At 71.0% G+C, this 26,832-nt stretch carries 14 protein-coding genes; 3 read left to right on the forward strand and 11 right to left on the reverse strand.

The window, feature by feature from the left end; genetic code table 11:
• Positions 1 to 37: 37 nt before the first annotated feature.
• Together ACYQ8Q_RS38530 and ACYQ8Q_RS38535 are read right to left on the reverse strand one after the other, a co-directional pair.
• Positions 38 to 892, reverse strand: coding sequence for a serine peptidase (locus ACYQ8Q_RS38530; protein ID WP_460071325.1), 855 nt, complete (start codon positions 890 to 892; stop codon positions 38 to 40).
• Positions 889 to 5,163: an AAA family ATPase gene (locus ACYQ8Q_RS38535; protein ID WP_460071326.1), complete on the reverse strand. Its 4,275-nt coding sequence runs from the start codon at positions 5,161 to 5,163 to the stop codon at positions 889 to 891. The genes ACYQ8Q_RS38530 and ACYQ8Q_RS38535 overlap by 4 nt, the downstream gene beginning before the upstream one ends.
• A gap of 426 nt (positions 5,164 to 5,589) precedes the next feature.
• On the opposite strand from ACYQ8Q_RS38535, the gene ACYQ8Q_RS38540 reads away from it, so the two are divergent.
• From ACYQ8Q_RS38540 to ACYQ8Q_RS38550, 3 genes are all read left to right on the forward strand, one after another.
• On the forward strand, positions 5,590 to 6,183 hold the full coding sequence (locus ACYQ8Q_RS38540; RefSeq protein WP_460071324.1) for an ISAs1 family transposase: 594 nt from the start codon (positions 5,590 to 5,592) through the stop codon (positions 6,181 to 6,183).
• A 725-nt stretch (positions 6,184 to 6,908) separates the two neighbouring features.
• A complete protein-coding gene (locus tag ACYQ8Q_RS38545; RefSeq protein ID WP_460071327.1) occupies positions 6,909 to 9,146 on the forward strand; it encodes a hypothetical protein in 2,238 nt (745 codons plus the stop codon).
• Positions 9,147 to 9,344: 198 nt separating this feature from the next.
• A complete protein-coding gene (locus tag ACYQ8Q_RS38550; protein WP_460071328.1) occupies positions 9,345 to 9,578 on the forward strand; it encodes a hypothetical protein in 234 nt (77 codons plus the stop codon).
• 100 nt (positions 9,579 to 9,678) lie between these two features.
• On the opposite strand, the gene ACYQ8Q_RS38555 is transcribed toward ACYQ8Q_RS38550, so the two are convergent.
• The 9 genes from ACYQ8Q_RS38555 to ACYQ8Q_RS38595 all read right to left on the reverse strand — a co-directional run bounded on the left by ACYQ8Q_RS38555 (position 9,679) and on the right by ACYQ8Q_RS38595 (position 26,748).
• On the reverse strand, positions 9,679 to 14,304 hold the full coding sequence (locus ACYQ8Q_RS38555; RefSeq protein ID WP_460071329.1) for a trypsin-like peptidase domain-containing protein: 4,626 nt from the start codon (positions 14,302 to 14,304) through the stop codon (positions 9,679 to 9,681).
• A gap of 4 nt (positions 14,305 to 14,308) precedes the next feature.
• The gene (locus ACYQ8Q_RS38560) at positions 14,309 to 14,632 is read right to left on the reverse strand and encodes a trypco2 family protein (protein WP_460071330.1); all 324 of its coding nucleotides are present in this window, start codon (positions 14,630 to 14,632) and stop codon (positions 14,309 to 14,311) included.
• Between the two features lie 612 nt (positions 14,633 to 15,244).
• Positions 15,245 to 16,918: an HEXXH motif domain-containing protein gene (locus tag ACYQ8Q_RS38565; protein WP_460071331.1), complete on the reverse strand. Its 1,674-nt coding sequence runs from the start codon at positions 16,916 to 16,918 to the stop codon at positions 15,245 to 15,247.
• A gap of 36 nt (positions 16,919 to 16,954) precedes the next feature.
• Positions 16,955 to 17,137 (reverse strand): aldo/keto reductase, encoded by a 183-nt coding sequence (locus ACYQ8Q_RS38570; protein ID WP_460071333.1) that lies wholly within the window; start codon positions 17,135 to 17,137, stop codon positions 16,955 to 16,957.
• Between the two features lie 134 nt (positions 17,138 to 17,271).
• Entirely contained in the window at positions 17,272 to 18,363 is a 1,092-nt protein-coding gene (locus ACYQ8Q_RS38575; RefSeq protein WP_460071334.1) for an effector-associated domain 2-containing protein, read from the reverse strand.
• A gap of 33 nt (positions 18,364 to 18,396) precedes the next feature.
• Positions 18,397 to 19,614 carry a hypothetical protein gene (locus tag ACYQ8Q_RS38580; protein ID WP_460071335.1) on the reverse strand — a complete coding sequence of 406 codons (1,218 nt, stop codon included), beginning with the start codon at positions 19,612 to 19,614 and terminating at the stop codon, positions 18,397 to 18,399.
• 35 nt (positions 19,615 to 19,649) lie between these two features.
• Entirely contained in the window at positions 19,650 to 23,939 is a 4,290-nt protein-coding gene (fxsT, locus tag ACYQ8Q_RS38585) for an FxSxx-COOH system tetratricopeptide repeat protein (RefSeq protein ID WP_460071336.1), read from the reverse strand.
• A complete protein-coding gene (locus tag ACYQ8Q_RS38590) occupies positions 23,939 to 25,003 on the reverse strand; it encodes an AAA family ATPase (RefSeq protein ID WP_460071337.1) in 1,065 nt (354 codons plus the stop codon). Before ACYQ8Q_RS38590 ends, fxsT begins: the two co-directional genes overlap by 1 nt.
• Positions 25,003 to 26,748, reverse strand: coding sequence for a VMAP-C domain-containing protein (locus ACYQ8Q_RS38595; RefSeq protein ID WP_460071338.1), 1,746 nt, complete (start codon positions 26,746 to 26,748; stop codon positions 25,003 to 25,005). The genes ACYQ8Q_RS38590 and ACYQ8Q_RS38595 overlap by 1 nt, the downstream gene beginning before the upstream one ends.
• Positions 26,749 to 26,832 lie beyond the last annotated feature (84 nt).

Genomic DNA, 26,832 nt, shown 5'->3' on the forward strand with positions numbered 1-26,832 from the left:
ATCTTCGCGGCATGTAATGCGGTGCACGCAGCTGTGATCAGTAGGACAGATAAGGGGCCAAGGCTGCCGCCGTCAAGCCGCAGTTCAGGTAGCTGCCCATGGTGTGGAAGTCGATGGCAGCTATGTGCGCTTCTTGATGGCTGTCGACGTTGAATCGGTCACCCAGCCGACGCGGCACTGCAACCAAGTCTCCCGGGTCGGCGATGTTGACCCACCGGGCCAGGCCAGGGGGGCGACTGCCGCGGCCGTTTTTTGGCGCCGGGTCCAGGGATTCGAAGACGCCCCCCGGCAGCCCAAGCGGGGAGCCGAGCGTGAGCAGATATTCGATCTGGGGCAGAGGGAAGGCGTGGAGGGCCTCGTAGGCGACGATTGATCCGAGTGAGTGGGCGACGACGACCCGTGCCCCGGACGTCTGGATTGCCTTCGCCACCACCTGGCGTGCAGCTGTGCGGCGTGTCGGCGAGGAGAGGTAGCCGTACACCTCCGGCAGCAGCGCGACCGCGATCCGCGCCAGCAGATCCGCCGACGTACCGCGCCGCCGGGCGAACCAGTCGAGTGCCTGCCGGATGGGCATCGTGCCCCATGCCTGGCCCTCAGGAGGTTCTTCCGGCAGTCCCGCCGCACGCAGCCACGACATCAGGAGCTCGGTCTCGGCCGGCCCCAAGTCGTCCAGCCCGTGCGAAGCGGACTGCTTCTCCGCGTCGTTGAGCAGGTCTGCGTAGTAGGCAGCGTGGATTCGGGGCAGTGCCATGTGCCCGAGACCGGCGTCCCGGTACCCGGCGGCGAGCCGGACAGCCCAGTCGCCGGCGAGTTCTGCCGCTGCCTTATCGGCGGCAATGCCGGGGCGCCAGTTCCGCACCCCGTGCACCATGACGACGTCGTGCTGCTTCACTCCTGCTGTCCTCCTGTCCGTAGCCAGCTGAAGTATGAGACGCGGGACCCGAAGGCGGCCAAGACCCCCTTGCGGGAGACGACCACCGAGCTCAGTTCGCCGGAGACCTCGACCTGCCCGACCTGCTGAACATCGTCAAACGGCGCCCAGACACTGATGGTTCCGTCGGGGGAGGCGGACACGGCGTAGAACGACTGGCCATGCGCCATCGTATCGACGGACAGCACGTCTGAGTGGCCAGTTGGGAGGGAGAACACCTCGTGCCCGTCAAGGAGATCGCGGCCGGTGATCAGTCCCTCGGACGACACCGCAACCAGGATTGGTCTGTCGGCGTTGAGGCCCAGCGCGAGCGCGGTCTGCTCCGTGTCGTAGGCGAACGTCTGCGTCCCTGTCTCGGACTTCACCTTGACGAAGCCGTCACTGGTGGCCAGGGCGATGACACTGAGAGGGCCGACGTCGCCGACCGTGTATGCCGACAGACTGCCTACCGCGTGATACGTCCGCACCTTCTCGGGGCGGGCGGCGTCCGCGACGAGCAGGCCATCATACGGGTCCCACCCGCACAGCACGTCTCCGCCCCGGTAGCGGAACCAGGAAAGGTCCATGAGATCCGTGGGCCATGTCCAACTGCGCTGCACCGAGCCGTCGATCATGCCGACGGCTCTGCAGCTGCCCTGCCTGTCGTAGAGGACGGCAACCGGTGTGCCGTTCGTTGTGCCCGCGATGGCGAACACCGCGTCGGCGGTGCGGCCTGAGTACAGACACAGCCCATCCTCGACGTCCCAGGTGTGAAAGACGCCGTCGTTGCTTAGGCTCACCGCGAACTGCTGCCCTTGATGACCGACCAGGCCAGCAGAGATCACGTTGCAGTCGTGCCCCTCCCATGACGCGAACCGGCCTGCGGAATCGATGCGGTTGAGGACGATGGCATCGTGTCGCAGCGACTCGGCGACTGCCAGCAGCCGTGGCCCGGACGCGGACAGGACCCGCAGGGTGGTCTCCTCGGGGCAGGGGTGGGCGCGTACGGAGCCGTCACGGAGTGAGTGAATCTCAAGGCGGTTCCCACATCCGACAGCGACGTACTCGTCACCGGCCGCGTCGAAAGCAGCGACGGCCCTGCCCTGCCCCTGGCCCACGGACAGTTCCCTCGCGCTTCCGTCCTCTGCGTCCAACACTTTGACGCTGCCGAACGAACAGGCCAGGACACGCCGGGTCATTCCATCTCGGCTGGGGGCGACGGAGTGCACGACGCCTGAGTGCACTTGCTGGCTGCGGTGGTTGCTGCCGTCGGCATCCCACAGCTCGACGGTGCCCACCGAGGTGCCGGCGATCACAGCGGGTACTCCGTCGAACTCGGCGACCGCGACCGCCGTGCACTCCGGTATCTCGAGCAGAGTCTGCAGGTCCCAGTCGGCGTCCCGGCCTGCCGATCTGAGCCACATCTCTTCTAAATCCACGCTCCACAGACGGTCACCCGTCGCCGAGAACAACGTGATATCCCGTGCTGTGGCCGCGGCCACCACAAGCTTTCCGCGCAGCGTGCCAATCGCGATGGCGATCACCTCGTACAACAGCGACGCGGTCCAGGCAATGCGCCGGTCTACGCTCCACAGGGTCAACTTCCCTGTGGTGTCGCCGGTCGCCACCACAGCAGTGTTGTGGACCGAGCCCGCTGCGAGCGCAGTCGTCTCGTCACCACCTTCGATCAAGGACTGCAGTACTCCGCCGGTCTCGGTGTCCCACAGGTGCACATCACCGTCCGCATGCGCTGTCACGGCGATGGGGCCCGCATCTGTCTCGGCGAACGCGGCATCGAGTAGAACCTTGCTCCATCCAGGTTCCCGGATCCGGGAACCCCACTGCAGGGCGAGCGCGGCGGACGGCAGGTCTTGCGTATCGATGCCGCGCAGGGTGTCCAGACCGCGCACGAGCCAGTCCTCGTGCGCGGTGACCGCGTTGTTGCGCAGCCACTGCCAGCGCAAGTCGGGATCAGTGCGAGGCACCAGCGCCGAGGAAATCACCTGGGTGACCTGACGGGCGCGCAGAGATCGGGCGTATGGGGACTGGGTTTTCAGGATCGTGGGGTCGGCATGCACCAGGAAGCCGGGCGACTTGAGCAGTTCGTCGAACCGTTCCGCGGCCACGGCGTGCTGAGCGGCATGCCGCAGTACGTAGGGCAGCGCGAGATCCCAGATGCGTTCGCCATGCTCGTCCCGCCCAGGCACCGTGCCCAGCACGGCCTCAAAGACAGCGTGGTGGTCCGCAGCGGATGCGAGGTAGTCCGTGAGGCTCTGGTGGAAGAAGCGGTAGAGCCTGCGGCCGTCGGTGTCCACGGCGGAGCGGATGTAGAAGGAGATCGCCTCGATCGCGTCCTGGGTGTCGTCGAGATTGGGGGCCTCCTGCCCTGGCAGGGTGAGCGCTCCCGCCACGGCCTGAATGATCTCCAGCGGCATTCCCTGGCCCAGGCCATGCGCGAGCGCCGAGAGCACTGGACGGAGGGTGGGCCGGTCACGGGCCAGGATGCCCAGGTGTAGTTCGAGCATGCCCGGCAGGTTGTCGGGCACCCGGTGCAACGCTTCGCCCACCGTTAGGGAGGTGCCGAGTTCCGCGAGATAGTGGGCGAAGAGGGAGGTGAGAAGGAACCCGCCGCCGTGCCGCAACCGGTTGAGCTTGGGCGCCACCGCGCGGGCCAGGCCCTCGCGCACCGCAGACGTGCCCGGGCCGCTATAGGCAGGTACCTCCTCCAGCAGGTCCGTCAGGTAATCACCCAACTCCCCCTCTCGCTCCGCTTCCGGCGCCCGATCGAGGTCGATAACCTCCGACTGCGGTGAGTCCACACGGAGTTCGGGGAACTGATCCCACCAGGGGCGCACGCCGACCAGGACCTTGCACACCGGCATGCCCTGTCCGATCTGCGGAGCCCGAGCGAGGGGCAGCAAGACCGAACGGAGGAGTTCCTGGTCCAGCGACGCCTCGTCCAGAGCATCAACGATCACAATGACCGAATCACTCAACGCCAGCCGGTACAGGCGATCCAACAGCATGTCGGCACTCCAGCCTTGCGAAGGCGCAGGACCCAGCCCCAACTGGTTGGCGATCGATGTCAGGACATCGGACGGAGTCCGCTGCCGGGCGTGCACAGCCGCGAGCATCCGCTGCCGCTCGACCCGCAGATACCGGGGCACGCACGCTCTGATCGGCCCGGACACCTCCTGCAATTTCTGGTGCGCGAGGCAGGTGACGACGCCGAGCAGTGCCGACTTCCCGGACCCCGGACTGCCAGTCACCACCATCAGCGACTTCACCGGTATCTTCTGCTTCCGACTGTCCGCCTCCAACCAGTCCTTGAGCTGCTGTAGTTGCCGATGGCGTCCCGTGAAGAAGCAGCGCCGGGTGACGTCCAGCTGCAGCGGGCTGCCCGACGCCCGGGAGACGAAGTGCACGACGTCGAGCGCGGGGTCGGCGGCTGAGGCGAACTGCCACAAGCCACTTTCGACGTGCTGCCGGAAACGGCCGGCAGCAGTCTCCCGGAAGGCGGGATTCTTGAGGAGGGGCGGTACCGGGGCGTCGGCTTCGGTATGCGCCGTCCGCGTCACCCGTTGCGGCGGCTTGTCTTCGGCCTCGGTAAGACGGGCCAGTTCTCGGTCGATCTCCTGTGCGAAGGTCTCCATCGGCACATGCCGCAAGCTGGGGGAGAGGTCCAGCCAGCCTGCCTTCAGCCGCTTGAGCACAGAGACGGTGGCGCGTGAGAAACGCCCTCCGTATGCCGTGCCACTGTCGGAACTGGCGGCGATCACCCAGGCCCGCCGTCGGTTTGCCGACAGACCCTGCAGCCATTGCTGGTTCGGGACGCGGCCGGCATCACAGACGTCGAGAAGGAATAGGACCGGTGGCCCCTTTTGTGTGCTCTCTGCCTGCTTCAGCCATCTGTCTATGTCGATGGCCGTCCAGGCGGGGGAAGCGGGGTCGGTGTCACGTGCCGCCAGATACAGAGAGTGGTCGGTCGCGCCTTTGATTCCGTGTCCGGCAAAATGTACGATTAGCCCTGAACCGCTGTAGATTGAGGCCGAGTAGGCTTCGCGCCAGGCGTCTTCCAGGGGAGCGTGAGCAAGATCGAGCCGAGGGCCGCCATCGCACAGCGATACGCCCGGCTGGGCGTCTAACGCGGCCGCGATCTCATGGATGACGGGCGGAATGAAAGGCAAGGGGCTCAGCGGGGGCGGCCCAAGCGGGTTGTCTTCTGCGCGGTCCTTCGCGTCGAAGGTACTCATGCCGACAACGAGCGCTATAACCACTGAACCCTCCCCGTTCCGAAGCGGATTGTAGGGCGCAACAACGCCGGCAGTCCGGGTGTTGGGCCTCGCGCCTGCTGCCGCTGCCCCCGCTCGAGCAGATGCCACTGGGGGGCGGGGAAGCAAAGAGGGAAGCTGAAGAGGCTCCTTTCCTGGACGAGGTGCCCCCTGGCCTGCGAGGCCGCAGGGGCCGACTGTATCTGCTGTCCGCCCTACTGGCAGCGGCAGCGGTGCCGTGCTGGCCGGCGCTCGCTCCCTGGCTGCGATCGGTGAGTGGATCACGGACGCACCGCGCTGGGCTGTGAGCGCCCTCGGCTTCGCCCCGGATCCCCTGACCGGTGGTGGTCCCGCACCCGGCGACGGTGCGCCGTCTGCTCGCCCGTCAGCGCCGACCTCACCCATGCCGTGATCACAGCGGACGCCCTGCACACCCAGCACGGCCACGGCACCTACCTGCGCTCACAAGGAGCTCACTACATCGTCGTCGTGAAGAAGAACCACCCCGGCCTGTTCGACCGCGTCCGCACCCTGCCCTGGCGCGAGATCACACTCGACCACTACGAGCGCACCCGGGCCCACCACCGCGACCAGAGCCGACGGCTGAAGACCGCCGCGTTCGCCCACCTCGACTACCCCGACGTCCGCCAGGCCCTCCACGTCGTGCGCCGGAGACGAGACCAAGGCTCGGGCAAGCTGACCATCGAACGCATCTACCTGATCACCAGCCTGCCGCCCGGCGCGGCCACCAGCGCCCAGCTCGCTTCCTGGATCAGGGGCCACTGGGGGATCGAGAACCCCCTCCACCACGTCCGTGACCGGACCTTCCGCGAGGACGACTCCAAGATCCGTACCGCTCAACCGCCCCGCACGATGGCCAGTCACCGCAACCTGGCCATCGGCCTTCACCGGCAGGACGGCCAGAAGAACATCGCGCCGCCCTCCGACAAACGGCCCGCGACTACCGTCGGCCACTGGCCTGTCAATGGCCTCACCGGATGAAACCGGACAAGATCACTTCACGCAAAGCCTCTGGGTGTCGAGGTCGGGGCTATCGGAGCAAGAATTCAGAGTAAGCGCTTAGAAGGCACCTGCTCTGTCTCGGTGTCGGTAGTCGAGGGCTGCGTTCGTGCGGTGTAGAGGAGATGGGTCGCCGCTGAGCCGACGACGTCGTGGAGTTCCGCTTCAACGTTCAGTTTTCGGCGCCCCTCTCTGCCCTCTTTGGGGACCGGCTCTCGGCAGGTCTTCTGAGCGTGACGTCCTGCCGTGATCAGAAACGTCCCCGCATACGGGCGGAGGCTGGGCGCCCTCGGTCGGCTCGAACGTGCTGCCGAGTGCTCGGATGCTGTCTGTTGTATTCGTCACTTGGGCGACCCCGTCGTCGGTTATGCCTGGCGGCTATAACACGGGATCGCCAGTTGGCCAAACCGGCGGTTCTCCTGATCATTGTCTGCGTTCGTTGACGGACATTGCGATCACCTTGTTTGTGGTGGGGCATCTTCGGCGCTTCGCTGGTGAGGGGGAGAACGCCTCGTCGGTCTGGGGACCAGAACTGGGGACCAGTGCATCGTGCACGCAGTGGCCTCGCAGTGTCGGTGTTGATGAAGAGCATGCAAGTGATGAGACGGCGCGTCGTTCAAAGATTGGACGCGGCACCGTTTTGGTGCGTGGAAGGGGTTGCGGTGTTGCGGGGTTCGAGTTGTCGAGGCGAAGAGTCAGGGGGACTTGTGGGTATCGAGCTGTCGTTGGCTGACGTTCCGCTCGGGCCGTTCGAGGGTTCGTTGGTCACCGTGTATTCGGCCAGGAGTAAGGGGGCCAGTCTGCATGTGTCGGGGCGGTGCGGACAGTTGCGCACGTCCGATGTGAGGACCGCCGATGTGCCGCTGGAGAGGGCGATGTTGCGGCGGTTGTGCTCGCGGTGCGCGGCATGGGGTGCCTGGGGCCGGCCGGGTACCGGGCTGGGCATGTTCCTCGGGGCTCTCGGCGGAACCGGGCTGCTGTACCAGTTGCAGTCCTACGTGGAGCCGGACGAGGACGAACGCTGGACCGATCGCGGGGTACGGGATGCCGCCGAACTTCTTCGTAGTGAACAGGATGTCGACCCCGATGATGACGAGGCGGAGGCGGAGGCCGGCATATCTCTGCGGGAGGCACGTGAGGATGCGGAGGCGCTGCGCGGTCTGATCTTTACCCACTGGCGCGGCGCGGCACGGAGCCTGCATCGCGCACAGGCTGTCCTTGCTCACTTTCCCTGGCTAGAGGAGTGGGCGAAGCCGTCACTGACGGTCAAGACGCGGTACCTGGAGACGCTTCGGGCACAGGCGGCGCGGTTCGTGGACCCGGAGGAGCTTGTCGTGGCTGCTGCCGCAACGGCCCTCCCCACGCCCGAGCTTCCGCACGCGGATCCGGCTTTCGCGGTGCTCGGCGATAACAGCCGGGTGTCCAGGGCCCTGGTGGACCTGTGGCACCGGTGGCAGAGCGCGGCCGGGCGGCCCTGGGAAGGGCCGGGGACACGTGCGTACCTTTCGTACGAGATCGTGCGAGGTATGCGCAGCAATCGGAAGGGCTACGACGAGGCCCGAGCCGAGGCAGCGCGCCTGATCGCCTCCTGGGAGGAACAGGCCCAGGCGGCGACGCCGACCGACCGGGCGCCGGGGCGCCGGCTGACGGCGCAGATGCCGGAAGCATCCGAAGCCCTGCCACGTCATGGTGTCCGGGACTTCCTGGACGGGCTGGATACGTGGACGCTCGGGGTGCTGCTCAGGTGGACTGTCCATGCCGACTGGGGCAGCGGCATCCTCACCCTGGAAGTGCCCGATCCCATCGCCGAACGGCTGCTGAGCCCGGCGAGCAGCCTTCCGTGCAGTCCCGCCGCCGCAGCTCCGGATCTGCCTGAACACGACCGCGGTCCAGGAAGGGAGCCGGGCCTCGTTCGGCCGGGTGTCTTTGACGATACCCCCGTCTTCGACCGGCGCCCGGTGACCCTCGATCACCTCCGTGCGCTGCGCACACTCGGGCCAGGTGCCGACGAGCTTTACCTTGTCTTCTCAGCGAGCGGGGGAGCGGAAGTACTGCCTCTGGACACCGTCGAGAAGCGGCTGGCCAAGGGGTGGCTGGGCGTCCTCATAGCAGGGGCCCGCGACCTGCCCGGAAGCGTGCTCGCCCCGGAGGAGCCGGAACGCAGTCCCGAGCCGGAGGCGAGTGAGGCCCAGCTGTCCGGTCGCGGCCAGGGCGTCCACGATCCGACTTTCGGCGAAGGGCTGGGTCTTGCCGAGGGCACACGCCGGACCCTTCGCCAGACGTATGCCACCGAAGACCGGAACCTGAATCTTCGCCTGCTGGCCATGGCGCGCGGCGCCCACGACCTGCGAAGCCTGGATGCCGGACGGCCTGGCGGGCTGCCGGTGGCCGTATGGCACGGGCTGCTCGCCGAGGACCGCCTCAGCCTCGCGCCTTTCCGGCAGCCCGGCAGCGACCGTTGGCGAAGCGGCAGCGGCCTCCCTCTGGGGCCCTTGGCCGCAGTCCAGCTCTACACCACCAATGCCAACCCTCTGATCGAGGGCAAGGGCCACTCGCCGCTGTGCTGGCACGCTCACGAACGCGCGGTTGTGGCCGGCGATGACCTTCTGACGGTCGCCGACCTCATGGCGCGCACCGACTTCGACTGGTGCAGCAAGTGCGGCGGCTACGCCTTGCGCAGGCTCGGCGACACCCAACTGTCCTACTACCGTGCGGCTCACCAACTGCACGACATCAAAAAGCGACTCGACCGCGGCAACGGAATTTCCGACACCGACACCTCCACGGTGACCGCTCGCCTGGACGAACTGGCCGCCTGGCAGCCGGATGATGAAGCAGAGTGGTCCAGCAGTGATTCCTGGCAATGGCAGGACACCAACCGCGAGCTCAGGCGGAGAGTCGCGAGTCATCACACTGTGACCGGCACTGGCGAATCCGCTTCCTGACCGGGGGTGGTCCTCGGACGTGGGGTGCGGATGCCCCGTCGGACGACACGAGAGTCTCCTCCAACTGGGTCGAAATCTCGGCGAGGTTGACTTGGGGACCGGCTCTGGGGACCAGTGGCCGGTGCACGGATCTGCATCGCAGCGTCGACCGTGGTGAGGATCTCGGGAGAGAGGGGATGCGCCCGGCAAGTTGACCTCTTGACCGACGTCAGCCTTCCGGCCTCATTGTCAGGCGCTGCGACGGAGTTTTACCGCGGGATCTTGGACACGGGCCACGCGGCTGGGGCTGGGTTGGTTGAGTTGCTGGGGAAGGTGTGCCTGCTCGCGTTTGTGAATCTGGAGGAGGCCCCGGCGCTTCGTGGTGGTGATGCGCGCGACCTGCACCGGGCGCTGGCCCGCTTCTGCGCCGCGTACCGCGTTCGGCTGTCATGACGGCTTCGACGATCAGGCTCCGGACTTACAGACACCTGGTGGTCGTCGCGCAGCCGCTGCCACCTGTCCCGACGAACGGCAGCAGCCAGGTCACAGACAACTATTGGAGCAGTGTCAGGAGTGTGTCGGCGGCGGCCCGCGCAGCAGCAGGGGCGACCCGGCTGAGTGAAGCCAGCACCGATGGGCACGGGCTTATGCGCAGCGCCTCGACGAGGAGTCGCACGGCGGACGGATCATCGGGTGTGGAGTCGGCACGGCGCAGCAGTGCTTCAGCTTGCTTCTCTTGCGGGGTGTCGGTGTCTGCCGTGTTCGGCGGCGGGGCAGTAGTCGTGGGGCGCTGTTCGGATGCCGTGGTTTGCTGCGTGCTGCGGTGGTCATGCACCGCGCTGAGGCCGAGTTGCTGCCATGCCGGGTCGGCGATGGCAGCCACGAGTCGCTCCGCGCGGACGAGGTCACCGGAGCGTGCGGATTCCCAGGCAACGGCCACCAGGGCTGGCGCCTGGGCGCTATGGAGGGTGATTGCGTGAGCCGCGCGTTCAGCGGGGCCGAAGTCGCCGCGAGCCGCAGCCACCCGAGCCACGTCCGTGAGCGCGTCAGCCTGCCGGTCCGGGATTGTGATTGTCAGGGCGAGGGTGGTGGCCGGGCCTGGCTGTCCGGCCAGGGCCAGGGCACGTGCCACATCCGTGAGAGCGAGCGCTCGTTGGTCTGGGTGCTCGATGGCGCAAGCGGCGGCCTCGGCCTGCCCGAGATCGCCGATGTGGATGGCAGCAACCAGTCGCGCTTGTTCGGCATAGAGCCGGTTGTGCGGGTCGGTGATCCACGGAGTGAGACCGCTCAGCGCGGCAACCTGCCGCTGGGCCGCGACCGGATGGCCGCGATCGGCCGCCGCCATGGCGGCCGAGGCGAGTCGTTCGACCTGCGTACAGGGAATGGGGAAGACCCGTGCAGCCTCCCCGAAGATCCGGTCCGCGTCCACGGAGTCTCCCGAGGCCATGACCATGGCGGCGACATCGGCGAGCGCAGTCGAGCGCGCTGCCGGGTCCAGGACCTGGCCAGCAGCGACTTCGGCTCGTCGCACCAGCATCCCGATCCTTTCGGCATCGCCATGCTGCACAAGCGCGCAGGCCGCCGCAGTCAGCGCTGCCGCCCGCCACCCCGGGTCCGGTCTAGAGCGCACGGCGGCCTCCGCGGCCTCCAGAAGCTCCCGGGCGTGCTCCGGGGCCGTTGCCACGACGGCTGCCCTCGCCATGCTAATCCTCAGCCGTACCTGGGCATCGGGCTGGCGAACGCTGGTCACCAGAACCTCGGCGACATCGAAGGCCAGCTCGTCGAGGGCCGCTTGGACGAGTGCGGCTACCTTCGCCTCGTCGAGGGCCGGTGAGCCGGCCAACCTTTGTGCGACGGCCAGTGCCGCCGGGCGGTCGTGAGCCCGCAGATGCGCCCGGAGGAAGCCCGGCAGCAAGGTGTCTCGGGTCGTCGGGTCCGTGATCCGGCCACAAAGTTCCGTGGCCGACCCGAGGTCGTCGGCATCCAGCACGCTGGCGACAACGCGGACCAGCACATGCTTTCGGAGTTCACGATCGGCGAACGCCCGGGTCGCAGCCAAAGCCTCGTCGGCCCGGCCCAGGCGAGCCAGCAGGCTGACCGCGTCGTACAGTTTCTCGGGAGCCTTCGCCGACTTCGCCGCTCCCCGCACCACGTCGGTGGCCAGTGCAATGGCGATCTCGTCATCACCGCAGTCGGCTGCGGCCTCTGCCACAGCCAGCAACGTGTACTGTCTGGTCGTCTCCTCCTGGCAGGCACTGGCCTCGGACACGGCGCGTTCGAGGTTGCCGGTCGCTGCCATGGCCCGCAGCACGTCCGCGAACGCACGTGCGGAATGGAAGTATTGCGGCAACCGCGTCACGGCCTCCAGCGCCTCATCGAGCAGTCTTCGGGCGTGTTCGGCCCGGCCTATCTCCCAAAGGGCCACCCCGACGCTGACGAGAGCCGTTGGGTCGCCGTCGACCTCGCACAACGCGTGGGCGCTGACCTCGGCGCCGGCCGGCGCGCCCGTCGCCACGGCTGTCTTGACCAATCGGTTCAGGACCCCGGACCTGCGGTCACCGTTCAACGGGCCCAGAGCGATCCTCTCGGCACGATCCATATCGCCTTCCCGCACGGCGCTCTCGACCACGTCGGCGAGGTACCCGTACCAGGGACTGTGTTGCTGGAGCGCCTCGGCGACCGCCTCCGCCCGATCGAGGTCGCCCATGGCGAGGAACCGCCGGGCAACACGATCGGACAGATGGGCTGGTGGGAAGGCCGAAGCCAGCACAGAGTCGGACGGCGCGGAGAATTCCCGGGGCGCGACGGCTGATCCTCGTGCCCAGAGGATGGAGTTCCACAAGTTCACACGCCGTTCGGGGTCCCGAACGGCGCACGCTATGACCTCCGCCGCGTCGAACCACCTCTCCTCGGCACCGCTGACCCTTTGAGCAACCACGATCAGCGCATGGACGTCCTGCTCCAGCCCGGCGTCGTCCATCAGCCCGGCGTCGTCAGTGGTTGTGCCGCCTACAGGTGCCCACCGGGTCGGCGCGGGCAGCGCCGCGGCGGCCGGATCCTGGGGCCTGGAGCTAGTCGTCTCCATGGCGGCCGCGATCAACTGCATTGCTTCCGCGCGCTGCTCCTCGTCGCTGATCGACTGGGCCAGCGCCTCGGCACGCGCGAAGAAGCCGAGTTGAGCCCACAACATGGGCAGCTCCGCAGGAATACTGCGGTTGCGACGCACCAAGACGTCACGGTGTACCGCGACGGTCGCCATGGATGTCACATCAGGGACGTCCTGTGCCAGGATCAAGTCCTGCGCCATGGTGAGTTCCGCCATGGTCGCGCTATCGGCACCGGAGCGTGCTAGAAGCCGGTCCTGACGGACCGGATCGGTCACAAGACCGACCAGCCGTGTCACGTCGTCGCCGGTCTGCAGGAGACTCAAATACCCCTGCAGCAGGTAGTCGGGGGTGCTTTCGGGCCAGCCGCGTCGCCGATAGGCGTCGGCCCAGAGATGAAGCCGTCGGCGATAGTCCTCCAGCGCTTGCCCGCCGAGAAGGTCAACGGTTCTGTTCTGGAGTTCCTCGTGGCCGAGCACGTAGGTGTCCTCCCGCTGCCAGGTGCCCGCTCGGGTGCCGAACGTCCGTCCGGCCGTGGCGTGCAGGCGATCCTCGACCTGCCAGGCGAGCCGGTCGGTCAGCTCGGCGAGGTCCGGCACCGTCAAGCCGCCACCGGCGGTAGCGATGAATCCCAGCAGATCTCGGTCGGCCGGATCGGCAAGGAGCCGCTTGACCTCCTGCTGCGTGATAGCCCTGGTCGACGCGGCGTGGGGGGACTGGATCAGGGTCCGGACCGTCGTGGCATCGCGCAGCGGATGGTGCCCGTTCACATCGGGCGGCAGCGGCGGGTTGGGGCGGCCGGTGACGATGATGCGCATCCCGGCGACCGGCCGCTCCGGCAGCAGCGCGGCGATGCTGTGACCGTCGGTACCGCGGTCCTCGTCCAGCCCGTCGACGACGAGCACCAGCCGCTCCCCGCGCGCCCGGCACACGGCCGCAGCCTCGTTGAGCTTGGCCAGCAGATGCGCGTCACGGGTCGTCTCGGTCAGCAGCGGGGGCACCGGATGCCCAAGCAACGCAAGGGTCTGTTCCAGCACGGCTTCCGCGAAGGCAACCCGGTCGTCCTGGCGGGCGAAGCGGGCGGTGACGAAGAACGACACCACCCGGACGGCCGGAGGAGGGTGCAGAACGAACCATGACATCAAAGCCGACTTGCCGGCCCAGGCACCCGCTCGCAGCCACCGGTACGTGTCACTGTCGGGTTGCGTGCAGAACCTGGACAGCTCATCCAATTCTTCCGCGCGGCCGAGCAGTTCCGCCGGGGCGATCCGTTCCACCTGGGACTCGTACGCTGACTTGCGGGGGTCTGCGGCATGCGTCGCGGACGGCGCTGGCACGGGTTGCAGGTGTGCCGGACCATCGACCGCGCCGAGCCGCCGCCACCACGCCGCCGGATCGGGGACACCCGGCCCCCAGAGGGGCCAGTCTCGGTCCGCTTCCAACGCGGTCAGCGGCAGCACGGTGACGGTCGAGGACCCTTCGGCGAGGGCATGCTCGATGACCACACCCAGAAGCCGTTCGTCGGCGACGACAGGGCCGCCGGACATACCTGACCAGGGCGACTCCCCTGACCGGGCCGACGCAGATTGCGGACTCAGCGTTGCTGGTTCGAGGGAAACCACCATGCTCAACAGACCACGGGAGAGCTTGGACAGGGGAGCGATCACGCCGACCGCGTGGACGCTGTCCCGAGCCGGCCGTGGCTCAGAGGTCTCGGCGAACCCCGGGTAGCCGAATGCGTGGCAACGTTCGATCACCACGGGTGTCTGGCCGTCCCTCACCGCCCGTCCGAGGGTCAGCGGCGGATATCCGTCGCCTGGAAGGTCATCGACCTGCAGCAGCGCGAGGTCCGGGGCGGGGCCTTCGGGCGAACCCATGAACTCGGCGTCGACCTTGGCCGGGTAGGACCGCTTATGGGTGTCGCGGATCGTGACGCTCACCGCGTCGAAGATGACATGCGCGGCGGTGAGCACGGTCTTACCGGTCACCACGCAGCCGGATCCGTAACGGAAGCCGGCCGGACCGATGTCCGCTATCACCTCGACCAGACGCTCCGACCACGGGACACCGGTCACTGCGTCAGTCCTTCAACTCACCGCCGCCGCGGGCGACTTTGACGGGCCTGCCCTGCGCGTCCACCGGGCTCCCGAAGGTGACCGTCACCCGCTGCTCGTTGCCACGTCCGAGAGTTCCGCCACCCCCGACCTCGACGAACGGCACCTTGAACCCCGCCTTGCCATCCACGGACCGCGACGCGGTCACTGTCAGCTCGACCGTCATGGAATCGATGGGAAGTTGCACCGCTGCCCCCGCACCTGCCTCGCGGGCCGCGAGCAACTCGTCACGCAAGATACCGATCGCCTCCGCCAGACCGAAGCCTGCCACAGCTCGCTCTTCACTCACCTGTTTCGTCCTCCTCTCCGGACATTGTCCGCCGGGAAATCCCTTTGTCGTGGCGGTTCAGTCAGATCTCTCGCGGTCTCTTGTGCGGAGACCATCTGTCGGACCGCTCCGTGAAGGGTCCTGAACACGGGCGGTGGACGGCTGGCTCTGACGGTTTGAGGTGGGGTTTGGCAGCGATCACGGTCATCGTGTGCGACGGGGCGCGCTCCGGCGTCTCCTACGCACCGCTGGCGGCAGGGGTAGGGCGGCTGCACATTGTGCGGTATCGACAGCCGAGGTGGGGACATGCTCGGACACGGTGTGAGCACACAGACTACTTCGAGCAGGCCGCACGGGACGGCACGCTCTGGCGACAGAGCTATGGCTGCGAGTGGGGACCAGTTGGGGACCACACGGCGTGCGCGATGGTGCACGGGGGAGCCTTCCACACGCATCCTGCGCCCTGTTTAGTCTGCTATATCCAGAAAATACCTCCGACCCTCACTCCTGGGGGTCAAGGGGTCGCAGGTTCAAATCCTGTCGTCCCGACTTGCTGGAACAGCAGGTCAGAGGCCGTATCGGAAGCTCCGATACGGCCTTTTCGGCGTCCTGGGGTCAGGAGGGCCGGGCGGGTCAGGATTCCCGCGGGGTGGGCAGCTGGGCCCGCTCGGGGCGGGCGAGGGCCGCGGCCGCCGCGCGGCCCGGATGGGCGAGCGCGGTCGAGACGAGCGCCCCGGCGCGGGCGGCGGGATCGCCGGTGGCGGCCCGCAGGTACAGGGGGAGGGCGGCGGCCGGGTGGCCCGCGGCCAGGAGCTCGTCGGCGGTCACGGGGCGCTCCGCGACCCGGGCGAACCCGGGGGTGCGCGGGTCCGGCCAGGAACTGTCCGAGGGGACCGGGACGTAGTGCGGCGGCCGGAGGTTGCGCAGCCGCCACTCCGTGCGGTGCAGACGCGCCGCGGTGCGCGCCCGGTAGAGGAGGGCGGCGGGCACCTCCTCGCGCAGCCAGCCGGCCAGCGTCCCGGCGAGGCCGTCGACGACGGCCTCGCCGTGCGCGGTCAGCCGCTCCGACTGGGACAGCGTCCGTACGACCAGGCGGGCCTGGAGCCGGCGCAGGGCGAAGTGGTACGCGGCGGACTCCCGGGTGACCGGGTCGCTCTCCGTGTCGCGCATACGCAGCCGCCAGAAGCCGGCGACCCCGGTGAAGGCGTAGGCGCCGTGCAGGAGCCCGGTGAGATGGCGGGGGTCGCTGCGCCAGGGCGCGTAGTAGCGCTCGCCGCGGTCGTCGTCGAGGAGGGGGAAGTGGTGCAGCAGCGCGGCGAGTTTGCTGTGCTGGAACTCGTGGACCAGCGTCTCGGCCAGCCGGACGGCGTCCGGCGGCTGCGAGATGACCATGGAGGCGTAGGCGTCCCCGGTGGAGGCGGACAGCTGGGGGCGGTGCGGGTCGGCGGCACCCGTGTCCCCGGGCTGCCAGGGGACGATCGTACGGATGCGGCCCGGGTCCACGGTGCCGGCGACGCGCAGGGCCCGGGCGTCGGAGCCGGCCGGCGCGTCCCTGGTGAGGAGGGCGTGCGCCGCGGCGTACAGGGTCTGCCAGCGCGCCGCTTCCTCCGTGGACAGGGGCTGCGGGGCCACCGGCTCGTCGAGGTCCCGGTACGGGTCGAGGTCGTCGAGGGTGACGGAGCCGGGGCGCAGGATCCGCAGCGGGCGCCAGTGCGCGGCGGGCGGCGACTCCCAGGACGTACGCGGGGTGCTGCCCCGATCCGTGGTCAGGGTGAACGCGCCCTGGCCGACGGCCAGTCGGCCCACCCCGTGCGCGGGATGCCGTCCGGGTGCCGTCACGAGCCCGAGCCCCGGCAGCGACAGACTGCCCGCGCGCAGCGGCACCGGCAGCTCCGCCTCGATGCCGCAGCGCAGGGCGGCGGTGGCGGCGAGCGCGAAGAGCCGTCCGGTGTCCGTCCACAGGCCGGCCCGAGCGTCCGGGCGCGGTCGTTCCCGGTGGAGACGGCGCAGGGTGTGGGCCAGCCAGGTGCCGGTCTGCGGACTGGTGAGGAGGTCGTCGGCGATCCCGGGAGCGGTGCGGGCGGCACGTTCGAGCAGGGACCACGCGTCCGTCCAGCGGCCGATGGGCCCGGTGAGCCCGGGCCGGCGGTCGAGGGCGTCGAGGAGCTCCCTGAACAGCAGGAGCCGGCGGGTCCGCTCGCCCTTCTCCAGGAAGGTCAGCGCGGCGGGTGTGGCCCCGCCGGAGGCGAGAGCGGCGAGATCCTCGCTCGACAGAGCCAGCCGGGGGTACGACGAGTCGGCACTCATGCCTGCTCCGATCCGGGTGGTGCTCGGCTGCCGCCGCTACTCGGCGCGGCCCGGGTTCGAACCGCCCAGCGCGTTCGCACGAGGGCGCCGGACCTCGTCGAGGAGCCGCTCGGCGGGCGCGGGGAGTGCGGCGGTGCGCAGATTGTGCAGCGACACGGACGCCAGGTCGGGCAGATCCGACGACCGGTGGTCCGCAGACTCCGCGGGCGACTGGGGCACTTCGGTTATCCACCTCGACTCTGGTCCTGGACAACGTCGAGGTCCATCGCACACCGGATGTGAACGCGCCCGGCTTGCCGCGGCGGCCAGGTCACGCGTGAGGTTAACAGAAATTGAGGCTGTGTCACGGCACGTCATGGAAGCTCTCCTGACGAGCCGTCGACGATCCGCAGGGCCGCGCGCAGCGCCTCCAGACCGCCGTCCGTCCGGCTGAGATGGAGGACGATGCCGACGAGGTCCGCGCGGGACGTCCGGGACCGCGGGACATGCTCGCCGAGATGGCGGGGCAGGGCGTCCACGAGGTTCTGCCGGACGTCCGGATCCGACGCCCAGGGGCGTCCGCACAGCGCCTCCACGAGGGCGCCGACGGTGGTGCGAGCGGTGTCGTCCGGGTGGTCGCCGTCCGGGTGGTGCGTGCCGGTGGCGGGTGCCGGTCGTCCGGGCTCCGCCAGCGAGCCGAAGGAGACGTCGTGGCCGGGTTCCCGCAGCCGGGTCCAGCTGGGGGTGCCCTCGCCGTCGGCCGTACGGGCGGCGTGCTCGACGGCGTCGACGAAGGCCGGGTCGAGCGGGGTGCTCGCGTCGGCGCGCAGCCGGAGCCGGGTGAGGACGAGGCCGGAGAAGCGGCCGGTGCGCTCCGCCGGCGCGTTGGGGGTCCGGCGTCCGCGGCGGGCCGCGTGCAGATGGACCTGACGGGAGCGGTCGGCGGGGCGGGCCTGCGGCAGGGTCTCGGTCGGCGGGTCGAGGGCGAGGTTCAGCTCGTGCTCGAAGGTCGCGCAGGCATCGACGATCCAGGCCTGCTCCGGGTGCCCGGGCACGGCGGTGCCGGCGTAGTAGGCGAGGACGTCGTCCAGATCGATGTTGACCGCGTCGCGTTCCGACGCATCGGCGGTGAGCAGGCGCAGCCGGCCCCGTGGGTCGAGATAGCCGTGGCCGCCCCAGAACACCCACAGCATCCGGGAGGCGACGGCGGGCAGTTCCCGGACGAGCGTGCGGCGCAGCGCCCAGCGGTCGCAGGGCCGGTAGGGCAGGTCGGGGGCGTGGCCCGGCGCGGGGGCGAGATGGAGCCGGATGTTGCCGTCCGGCACACCCCGGTCGAGCAGCCACGCACGGAAGCGCAGGGCGTCGTCGGAGGGGCCCGGGAGGGTCCAGCGGGGCCCGAAGGCGTAGGTCTCGATCCCCACGACCAGCGCGTGGACGTCGTCGGGGGACGCGGCCGGGTCGGTCATCGTGCTCCTCGTGCCGGGGGCGGACGGATGAGCTCAGGTCAGCCGTCCGGCCACGGCCTCGTACAGCGCCGGGTTGGTCCAGTACGCGCTGTGGGAGTGGGGGAAGGGCTGTCCGCTGGCGAGCGGGACGTCGGTGGCGTGCGCCGGGAAGAGCGGCTGTGCGGCGAACGCGAGCAGATCGCGCGGATCGTGGATGTTGAGCCACGGGGGGAACGAGGGCGGCAGGGGCCGCGGGTGGGGGAGCGAGGGGAGGGCGCCGGTCTCGTAGAGGAACGGGGCCTGGGAGCCGGCGGTGACGAGGAGGGTGACCTGGGGGAGGGCGTGGGTGACGAGGGTGTCGACGGCGATGATGCCGCCGAGGCTGTGGCAGAGCAGGACGACGGGTGCGGGCTGGGCCCGGACCAGGTCGGCGAGGTGGGCGCGGTGGGCGTCGCCGCGGGCGAGGTAGCGGAGGATGTCGCCCGCCGCCGGATGGGTCGCGCGGGTGAGGGCCGCGCGGCGGCGGACGGCCGCGCGGGAGGCGAGCGGGGTCACCGCGCGCAGCAGCAGCCGGGCCGGTCCGCGCTCGGAGCCGGGCGGACGGCCGCCCAGCCGGGTGCTGAGCACGGCCACGGCCGCGTCCCGGCCGGCGGCGGTCGGGCTGAGCGGGTCCCCGGTGTCGGCGGCGTCGGCGAGCAGCAGCGCGACGAGGGCACGGGCGGTGAGTTCCGCGAGTGCGTCGGCGTCGGACGCCCGGGCCGCCGCCGTGAGTTCGGGGGCGTCCAGGAGTGCGCGCAGGGCGCTCTCGCCATGCGGGGCGGCGGTGAGCCCGAGGGCCGTGTCCAGCGCGGCGGGGTCGGCGAGGAGGCCGGTGAGACGGCCGCGGACCTCCGCGTCGGGCGGGGCCTGCTGGGGTGGCACCGGACCGGGCGGTGTGCCGCCGGCGCCCGCGAGGCGGAGCTCGGCGAACGGATCGGCGTACAGGAGTTCCCACGCGGCGGCGTCGGCCTCGGCGGCGGCGTCCGCGGGCGTGCCGGCCGGGGGGAGGCGGCCGGGGCCTGCCGGGGCGTCGGGCCGGTGACGGGTGCCCGTGCCGTCCGGGATGCTCGCGCCGTTCGCCGCCAGCGTGGCGCCGTGGTGGGAGCCCCAGTCGCAGGGGATCAGACGGGTGCGGGGTGCGGCGCGGTGCAGTCCGTCGCGGACCCGGGCGGTCAGCGCCGTCAGGGCGGGTTCGCGGACGCCGGTGCCGTGCACGAAGACGACCGTGGTCACGGGTTCCTCCTGCCGCCGCGCTGCGGCGCCGCCCGTCACAGCGGCATCGGTGAGGTGTCGCACTCGACGCGCCGCCCGTCGCGGGCCGCGAGCAGCCAGTCGTGGCCGGCGCCCACCACCCGGGCGAGGCCGTCGACGGCGGCGAGCGTGTGCGTGTGGGCCTGTTCGGGCCGGTCGAGGGCGGCCAGATCGGTGGCCAGGTTGGCCTGCAGGGCGAGGGTCACCGGATGGTCGGCTCCGCACACGGCCGTGAGCCGGGGCAGCAGGGCCTCCTGCACGGAGACGGCCTGGTCGTACGCGCCGTCCAGGTGCAGGTCGGCCGCGTGTCCCATGGCCACGGCGAGGGTGTTGGGGTGGTCGGGTCCGACGGTGGCGTGCAGCCGGGCCAGGGCCTCCTCGTCCAGGGCCCGGGCACGGTCGGTCTCGCCGAGGGCGCGATGGGTGGCGGCGAGGTTGGCCCGGGTGATCAGCGTGTACATGTGGTCGGGGCCGAGGGCCTCCGCGTAGCGGTCGGCGGTGTCCTGGCCGATCGCGCGCGAGCGGTGGAGTTCACCGCCGATACGACGGTCCACCATGACGTTGACCGCGGAGGCGAGGGTGTCGCTGTGGTCGCGCCCGCACTTCTCGACGAACAGCTGGAACACGTGCTCGCTGAGCTCCCACGCGGCGTCCAGCGCCCCGTCCCTGCGCCGGCAGACCGCGAGATTGCGCGCCGCCCGGATCGTCGCCGGGTTCTCCGAGCCGAACGCGGACCGGTAGGCGGCGTGCACGTCCTCCTGGAGCCGGCGGGCCCGCGGGTAGTCGCCGCACTCGCGGATGTCGATCGACAGCCCGTTGCGGGTGTTGAGGGTGAAGCCGTCCGCGTGTCCGTAGACCAGCTCCCACTGGCGTGCGGTCTCCTCGTCGAGCGCGCGGGCGGCCCGGAACTCGCCGCACATCCGCAGCGAGACGCCGTAACTGTGCGCCGCCTTCAGGGTGTCGGGGTCGTCGGGGCCGAACAGGGTGCGGGCCCGCTCGAAGGCCTCCTGGTCCAGGGACCGGGCGGCGGGGAAGTCGCCCCGGTAGCGATGGGCGCCGGCCATCTGCCACATCGAGTCGATGAGTTCCTCCTCCGGCACCTCCGGACGCCGCGACACGGCGAGGGCCCGTTCGTTGAGGGAGAACGCGTCCCGGTCGACGCCGATGATCCGCTGGCAGAAGGCGTACAGCTTGGCCATCTGGATGACGAGGGTGTCGGGGACGCCGGTGTCCTCGTTCCAGTGCCCCCAGGCCTGCCCGGCGAGGTCGACGGCCTGCTCGTGGTCGCCCCAGTAGTACAGGTAGTACACGAGGCTCGCGACGAGATCGCGGACCCAGCCGTCGTGGCTCGCCGCCGCCTGCGAGGACACGGCGTGCGGAAGCAGCGCCTGGTAGCCGTCCCAGTGGCCGGGGGAGGACGGGCTGCCCGCCGGTTTCGCGGCGGCGAGCAGGGCGTGCGCGGCGTGCAGCAGCCCCTCGCGCTCGGCGGGTTCGGTGGTGGTGCGCAGCACGCTCTGCATCAGCCGGTGCATCTGGATGGCGTCGCGGCGGTGGTCGACACGGATCAGGGAGAACTTGGACAGCTCGCGGATGGCGCGGGACAGCCGGATCGGGTCGCGCAGGATCGGGTCGAGCTCGCGGCTGACGCTGATGCGCCCGCCGCTGCGGAAGATGCTCAGCGGTACCGGCTCGGCGGCCAGACAGCCGCACACGCCGAGCAGCTGGTACACGCCGGGCGACTCGGTCTGGAGGTGGGCGAGGGTGATGAGCCAGGCGGCGGCGACCGAGGACGGGTAGTCGTGGACGAGCCCGCTCGTGTCGAGTTCCCTGCGGTGCCGCTCCAGCAGCGTGAGATAGCGGTCGACGGGCATGTGCGACGCCGCGTGCCAGGCGGCGGCGAGTTCGATCGCGAGCGGCAGGTCGCCGAGCGCGGCCGCGAGCCGGTCCGCCTCGTCCTCGCCCAGGGCGGGGGAGCGGCGCATCAGCAGGTCGCGGCTCTCCTCCCGGCGGAACACGTCGACGGTGAGCGAGGTCGCCACGCCCTCCCAGGCCCGGTTGCGGGAGGTGACGATGACCTTCCCGTTGCCGCTGGTCGGAATGAACGGCCGTACGCCGTCGACGTCCTCGGCGTTGTCGAAGACCAGCAGCCACCGCCCGTACCGGTCGCCGTCGCGCAGCGCCTCCAGCACCCGGGGCACGGCGGTGCCCGGCTGCGGTCCGACCGTGAGTCCCAGCGCGCGGGCGAGACCCGCGTACGAGGACAGGACCATCGACTGCTGCTCGGCCGGGATCCACCACACCACGTCGAACTCGTGCTGGTGCTGGTAGACGTACTCGATGGCGATCTGGGACTTGCCGACCCCGCCCGTGCCGTGCAGCGCGTGCGGCAGGACCGCGGCGAGTTCGCCGTGCTCCAGCTGCTCGGCGACGGTGGCGAGCATGTCGGCGCGGCCGATGAAGTGCGCGTTGCGCGGTGGCATGGGCCCCTTGATGCCCGGCGGACCGTGGCGGCCGCCGGCGGGGCGGGGCGGTTCGGGGTCCATGGCGCTGCCACCTTTCGATTCCGGTCGCCGGGACGGGGACGGGAGCGGGCCGGGGTGTTCCAGGGCCTCGCGAAGCCTGCGGGCGCGCCGGGCGTGCGGTCCGGACAGGGCCTCCAGCACGGCGAGTTCCAGCCGCAGCCAGGCGCGGTCGGTGCCGGCCGGATCGGGCAGCGGCGCCAGATCGGGGTCGGAGAGGGCCGCGCGCAGCCGTACCGCCCGCGGGTCGGGCCGGCCGGGCGGGAGCTCGGCGAGACAGGAGACGATCGCGGCGAGTTCGGAGCGGGTCCCGCCGGCCAGCAGCACCTCGCGCACCCCGTCGGCGAAGTCGACGTCGGCACCGTGGCGTCCGGGCCACTCCAGCAGCCCGCCCATGAGGATCTCCGCGAGATGGCCCGGGCCCGACGAGGGCAGCATCAGGCGCTGGACGGCCCGCACCGTGTCCAGCTCCAGCGGTACGGCGGCCAGTTGCGAGGCGAGACGGCGGGCCGTGGGTGTGGCGAGGGAGGTGAAGGCGCGCACCGCCGCCTCGGCGCTGTCCGCGCAGTACGTCAGTCCCGGCGCCGGGGGTTCCTTGGCGAGCGTGCCCGCCCGCACCACCTGGCACCGCTGCTGCGCGCCCCGGCCCCCGGCCACCAGGTCCGCCCAGCCGGCGAGGGACGCCGCCTTCAGCGACAGCACCGGGACGAGAACCTGTCCGCCCGCCTCGTCCGGCGGCGGCGCGCGCAGCGGGTCGTCGAGCTCCTCGTCCGGCACCTGCGTCAGGGTCGTGTTGGCCCGTCCGAAGCCGCTGGCCGCGAGTGTCGCGGGGAACGGGCGCAGCGCGGAGCGGTGGCGCAGATGCGTGGGCAGCAGATGGACGATCGCACACGGGCCCGCGCCGGCCAGCCGACGCAGCAGCCGGTCCGTGCCCGGCGCCGCCCACCCGTCCCCCAGTCCGTCCGTGACCAGGAGGAACGCCCGTTCCCCCCGGGGGTCGAGGAGTTCGGCCGGTGAGGCCCGGCGGCCGCCGGGCCGCAGCAGCGCGGCCGGACCGTCCGGGACCAGTGACAGCGAGACGGTGCGGACGTCCCGGAACGCGCCGGACAGCGCGGCCTGCTCGGACAGTCCGCGCGTCTCCCGTTCCCACACGCGCAGGGTGCGCCCGGCGTCCACCAGCACCACCAGATCCAGCGCCCGCTCGGGAACCGGGCGCAGCACGGGCAGCCAGGAGGCGCCGTCGAGGACCCGGTCCGCGGTGCGCTCCTCGTCCAGTTCGCGCAGATGGGCCGAGGGCCGGCGGCGGGCGAGCCGGCGCAGCGCCCGGGCCAGCGGCAGGGTGCCCGACACGGCCGGTTCCCGGCGCCGTGACTGCGGGAGGCGGGGCGGCGGCAGGGCGAGGACGACCTCGCCGCCCGGGTCGGGGCGGACATGGGGCGGTGCCTCCGAGGGGCCGCCGCCGGACCCGCGGCCGGCGCGGTCGGCACCCCGGTCCGCGGCCCCCGCCCCGGCCTGCGCGGGAGGTCTCGCACCCGCAGGCGCGGGGGGCGGCCCGTCCGGGGCGGGTTCGGCGGGAGACACGGACCCGGGCAGCGGGCGGTCCGCGGCGATCCAGAACGCGCCCAGCCAGGCGGCGTCGGCGAGTTCGGTCCACAGCACGTCGGGCGGTGCGCCGTGCTCCGTTCCCGGGCCGCCGGCGGGGCCCGGCCCCTCGGGCGCCGCGGACGGCGGGCTCGGCGCGCCGGGCGCCTGCCGCCCGGCCGCGCCCCTGCCCTCGGGGGCGTCCACTACTGCCCCTTGGACAGGTCACGCAGCAGCGTCTCGATCAGCGCCTTGCCGCGCGACCCCGCGGGGAACCCTTTCTGCGTGATCAGCTGCGCCGCGTTGAGGAGCTGGTCGACGGAGTGCGTGCCGCCGTTGCCGAGCCGTAGCGCGAAGTCCTCCACGAGTTCCACCAGTCCGTCGGGGCGGTGCCGCAGATGTCCCTCGACGATCGCCAGCAGCAGCTCCGGGCTCGGCGGCCGCATCTCCAGGGGCAGACAGCGCCGGCGGAAGGCGGCCGGGAACTCCCGCTCCCCGTTGCTGGTCATCACCACGACGGGGAACTCCGCGCATTCGACGCGCCCGCGCTGCACCACCGTGCGGCCCTGCGGATCGTCCGTGTGCACCTCGGCCTGCTGCTCACCGGTCCGCGCCAGCTCGGGAATGTCGAACGAGCCGTTCTCCAGCACGTGCAGCAGGTCGTTCGGCAGGTCGATGTCCCCCTTGTCGAGCTCGTCGACGAGCAGGATCCGCGGCCTTCGGTAGGGCAGCAGCGCGGTGCCGAGCGGGCCCAGCGTCAGGAACTCCCCGACCGACGGCCGGGGTGGGGCGCCGGGCCCCGGCCCGTTCCCGTCCGTCGCCGTGGTGTCGCCGCCGGTGCGCGCCGCGAGTTCCGCCACGGTCTGGGCGCGTCCGATCGCGTCGTAGTCGTAGAGGCCGCTGCGCAGCGTCGAACGGCTCACGATCGACCACTGGAGCACCCGGCCCAGGCCCAGTTCCCGGGCGATGAGGTAGGCCAGCGTCGACTTGCCGATTCCCGGCGGCCCGGTCACCAGGAGGGGACGGCGCAGCAGGATCGCGGCGTTCACGACGTCGATCTCGGCCTCGCCGAGCTGGGCGATGCGGTTGCTCGCGCCGAGCCGCCGGGCGGATCCGGCGTCCCACTGGTCGGGCTGCGGCAGGGGCGGTCCGCCCCGGAACTGCCGCCAGGGCGGTGCCTTGGGCAGGGGGGCGGCCTCGCCTTCGGGGGACTGCCCGGTGGCGTGGAACACCCGCCATCCGTCACCGGGGCGGGCCGGTCCGGTGGTCATCAGGGTGCCTCCTCTGCGGTCGGCGAACGCGGTGTCCGGGTGGTACCGGGCGCCGCGGGGGGTCGGTCGGACGGGGTGGGGCCGAGTCCGGGGAAGGGGCCGGGCCGGGCGCCCGGCGGGGTGCGCCCCGGCTGGCAGTCGACGATCCGGTCCGGGTCGTCCCACAGACAGGCGACATGACGGCCGAGGAACACCTCCCCGTCCGCGTCCGCCTCGGCGCGTGCCCGCATCTCCTGCACCCGGCGCGGTACACCGTGTGCGGCCCGGGTGCCGTCCAGCAGTTCCGCGAACGTCTCGCGGCTGCGCGGCTCCAGCTTGCCGCGGCGGTCCCACAGGGCCAGCCCGAACCCTTCCGCGATCGCCCGCTTCAGCGCCGTGAGCGCCCTGCTGCCCCGCTTCGGCGCGTCCAGTGCCAGGGCGGTGTACGGCGCCGAACCGTGCTGCCGGTGGGTCAGGGAGCGGGACCAGAGGTCCATCGGCACGTCGCCGTGCGTCCAGTGGTGCAGCCGGGTGCCGTGCTGGTGCAGTTCCTGCCAGCGCTGCCGCCACCGGTTGGCGATGAACGGATCGTGGGGGACCCGCCGCAGCCGGTCGAGGCTGCGCAGATGCACGCAGTACCGGGGTCCGATCGCCGCCGCCGCGGGACCGTCCGAGCCGATCTCCAGCCGGGCGACGTCATGGTTGAGCAGCAGGTACGGCAGGATGAACTCGACGAACGGCGGCAGTTCGTCCGCCGGGTCCGCCCGTGAGGCGGCCCACAGCCGTTCCCCCTCGGCCAGTGCGCGTTCCACGGCCGCGCCGAGTCCGTCCATGCGGGTCTCGGAGGCCTCCCCGGCGCGCGGCGCCCAGTGTCCCGCGAGGTCGTTGATCCAGTAGCGGACCGTCACGTCGTCGCTGCCGTCCTCGGCGGGTTCGACCATGATCAGCAGGGCCCGGGGCACCCGGGGGTCGGCCTGCCACAGCTCGCGCGCCTGCCGTCGCCGCAGCAGGGCGGGCAGACAGTCGTGGTCGCGGGCCCATCGCTGCGCCCACTCCCGGCAGTGGCGGGCCGCGGTCTTGTCCGCGAGGCCGGCCGCCACCCATTCGACGGCGACGACCGAGGGCGGTACGCGGTCGGGGGGAGCGTTGAAGTCGACGAGGGCGTCGAACAGGTCGAGCGGCGTCGAGGGGTCGCCCGGGACGGGAAAGCCGAGTTCGAAGCCGATGCTGTCGCGCAGCCGGTGCATCTCCTGCGGTCCGGTCCGCTCCAGCATCAGCAGTCGCTGGATGCGCCGGTGTTCGTCGGCGGTGAAGGGGCTGGGCAGCTGGGGGAACTCCGGGGGCGGCGGAGGCGGCGAGTGGGCCAGGCCGTTGCGGTCCGCCGTGCCGGGGGAGGGGGCGGGGCCCGGGAGCGGGACGGTCGACAGGGGGCGGTACGCGTGCGGGCCGCCCCCCGGGTCGGCCCGCGTCGTCAGGAACGGCTGCAGTCGCCGCCAGAGCGACTCCCGGCGCGGCTCGTCGTACCAGCCCACCACGGTGCACAGGGTGGACGCCCGCCCGACGGGGTCCACGCTCACATGGCGGGCCACCTCGACCCGGAACGCGGGGAGCGTTCCCTCCCACAACTCGGGGGAGAGTCCCATGTGTTCGCCGACGGTCCGACGGCAGGAGCCCTCGTCGAGGAAGCGGCAGCGCGCCAGTTCGTCGACGACCGCGCCCACGAATGCGTCCCGCTCCGCACCCGCCAGCCCGCCCGCGTCAGCCATCGGATCTCCCCCCGGACACACCAATCCGATCAGAGCAGTACGACGAAATTACCATGCGAGCTGACGCTGAGTAAGATTCGCGTC

Source organism: Streptomyces sp. YKOK-I1 (genome assembly GCF_054660435.1).